Below are 2,049 nucleotides of genomic sequence, written 5' to 3'. Positions count from 1 at the left end.
TCGTACACTGTTTACTAAGCAGCTACCCCAAGGTGCTATCTCACCAGCCGACCGCTCCCAATAATTCCACAGGCACTAACATAATGAGCACTGATAAACCACAACCCTCGCAGGGTGATGTTGTCTACGGTGATAAGTTCACTGGCGATAAGGTCATGGGTGATAAAGTCATGGGTGATAAAATTGGCACCCAGATCAACTATAGCCAGAACCTTGTTCAAGCTGCCCAAGAGATTAAAGCCCTGCTAGAGCAACTGGACAAGGACTACGACAACACTACCCCCGTGGGTCAGGCACAGATTAGCGCCAAAGCCGTGGAGACGATCGCTAAAAATCCTACCCTTAAAGCCAGGATCGTCAACGCCCTGAAGGAAGGCGGCACCACCGCCATTACAGAACTGGTGCAGCATCCCGCTATCAAACCCCTAGTTGCTGCTGTCAAAGGCTTTACGGATGTCAAGTAGCCCTACGGATCCCTATGCTACTTCCCAACAGTGATGCTTAGGATAAGAGCCAATGCCCAATTTCAGATAACGTTAATTCAGTGTCTTTGGGTCAACATCCTAGGGCTGTCGCTACGCCAAAACGGTTCACGATCGCCGACTATCACCGTCTCATCCACCCTTGGATTGGCTGAAATCAGTCCTAGACCCTAGCCGCCTGTTTCCTAACGTTGACCGCTGATCTTAAGCTTGAGAACCTTCAAACTTGTAACCAACACCACGGACAGTTTGAATTAACGCAGGCTGCGACGTGTCTATTTCAATCTTTTTGCGAATTTGCCCAATGTGGACATCAACAACCCGCTTATCACCCACGTACTCATAGTCCCAAACCTGTTGAATTAACTCTTCTCTGCGCCAAACTCGCCCTGGATGGCTAGCGAGAAAATATAGCAAATCAAACTCTAGGGCAGTCAGGGGAATCAGTTCATTGTTGATGGTTACTTCTCTGCGCTCAGCATCGATGACCAAGTTATTAAAAACGAGCACTTGGTTTTCTTGGGGTTTCATGTCCCTAGCCCGACGCAGCAAGGCTTCTACCCGCACTTCCAACTCTCCTAGGCTAAAGGGTTTAGTGATGTAATCGTCTGCACCTTGGGAAAAGCCACGAATTTTATCAGCCTCGTCTGTGCGGCTGGTTAACATCAACACAAACACATTAGTGCGGCTCTGCATCTCTTGACACAGACTGTAACCAGTAACGTCAGGCAAATTCAAATCCAAAATGACTAAATCTGGACGAAAACTTGCAAAAATTTCCAACGCTGTCTTGCCATCTTTGGCAGATTCCATTTGGTAATCATGCTTTGCCAAAAATCGATGGATGAGATTGCGAATAGCGGGGTCGTCGTCAACGACTAAGATCTTGGCATTTGATGTCGCCATAGTTAACTGATGGAGCGAATACAGAGCGGATACAAATCAGAGCAGTATTAGTCTGAGAATAGCATTCATTATAGAGATGCTTCTCTATTGCTAGAATACGCCAGCTAGCTTATTCCATGCACACTGTCAATTAGCATTCAACCAGCATTAAGTCAGGCGAACAGCTTACTTGCAAACCGACCGTGGTTCAGTTTGATTAGTATTAGGATAGACTTGCACCCTGCATCGAGAATATCAAACATTGAGCAGAGTAATGGTGGTGAATGACAACGGCAAGGCTTAGCTACTGGAGTCATCTGTCAATTGACCAAGGGCAACTACAGGAAACGTTAGGATTGTAAAAGCAGAGCATGTTACCCGCGCAAGCCCTTATCCCCCAGTCCCTTCTCCCAAAGCTTGGCACCCTCCTCGTCCTCTGTGTTAAGCTAGACGATGCTTCTTTAGTAATTAACGGTGTTGTTTTAGATAGGTGCTTACTGTAGTAAGGTGAAATTGTGCTTGTCCTTAGCTAAGGTAGGCTTTGCAGTTACAGCGTCGGAGGTTTTCGATGAGTGATCTAAGTGCTTATGAACAGCTTGGCGTTACCGAAGATGCCTCATTTGATGAGATTCAGGAGGCTCGCAATCGCTTGATCGCAGAGTTTAGTCACGATCGCAAACAA

At 46.8% G+C, this 2,049-nt stretch carries 3 protein-coding genes; 2 read left to right on the top strand and 1 reads right to left on the bottom strand.

The window, feature by feature from the left end; all coding sequences use genetic code 11:
• Positions 1-464, top strand: a 464-nt coding sequence (locus NZ772_18010; protein ID MCS6815450.1) for a hypothetical protein, incomplete at its 5' end; no start/stop codon positions are given.
• A 222-nt stretch (positions 465-686) separates the two neighbouring features.
• On the opposite strand, the gene NZ772_18005 is transcribed toward NZ772_18010, so the two are convergent.
• Positions 687-1,388 carry a response regulator transcription factor gene (locus tag NZ772_18005; protein ID MCS6815449.1) on the bottom strand — a complete coding sequence of 234 codons (702 nt, stop codon included), beginning with the start codon at positions 1,386-1,388 and terminating at the stop codon, positions 687-689.
• A 547-nt stretch (positions 1,389-1,935) separates the two neighbouring features.
• On the opposite strand from NZ772_18005, the gene NZ772_18000 reads away from it, so the two are divergent.
• Positions 1,936-2,049, top strand: a 114-nt coding sequence (locus NZ772_18000; GenBank protein ID MCS6815448.1) for a CPP1-like family protein, incomplete at its 3' end; no start/stop codon positions are given.

This window comes from Cyanobacteriota bacterium, assembly GCA_025054735.1.
Taxonomy (GTDB): Bacteria; Cyanobacteriota; Cyanobacteriia; order SKYG9; family SKYG9; genus SKYG9.
This window is presented reverse-complemented; position numbering and strand designations above follow the sequence as displayed.